This window comes from Aerococcus sp. L_32, assembly GCF_050689315.1.
Genome location: NZ_JBOEQF010001299.1, coordinates 1 through 510, shown reverse-complemented (window position 1 = coordinate 510; position 510 = coordinate 1). Strand labels below are relative to the sequence as shown.

The 510-nt window shown below is 39.4% G+C and carries 1 protein-coding gene; it reads left to right on the top strand.

All coding sequences use genetic code 11. The annotated features are described in order from the left end of the window. Positions 1-510, top strand: a 510-nt coding sequence (locus tag ACRCJ0_RS19435) for an FGGY family carbohydrate kinase (RefSeq protein ID WP_431391862.1), incomplete at both ends; no start/stop codon positions are given.

Genomic DNA, 510 nt, shown 5'->3' with positions numbered 1-510 from the left:
CGATACTTGGTTGCTTTGGAAATTAACTAATGGAGAAGTTCACGCTACTGACTACTCAAATGCTTCTCGTACAATGTTGATGAATATTGAAAAGCTGGAGTGGGACGATGAAATGTTAGCCATGTTAAATATTCCAAAAATCATGATGCCTGAAATCCGCTCCAATTCAGAAGTATATGGTCATACAGTCGGCTTCCACTTCTATGGCTATGAAGTACCAATTTCTGGTATGGTAGGGGACCAACAAGGGGCCTTATTTGGTCAATTAGCTACAGAAGAAGGTACTGTAAAATCAACTTATGGTACTGGTGCTTTTATTGTCATGAATGCAGGTAGTGAGTTAAAATTATCGGAAAATAACCTTTTAACAACAGTTGGTTTCGTGATTGGTGACAAGGTAACTTACGCCTTAGAAGGGTCTGTATTCGTTGCTGGTTCAGCTATTCAATGGATTCGCGATGGTTTAGAGTTAATTGATAATGCTGCTGAAACTGAAGCTTTAGCCAACCG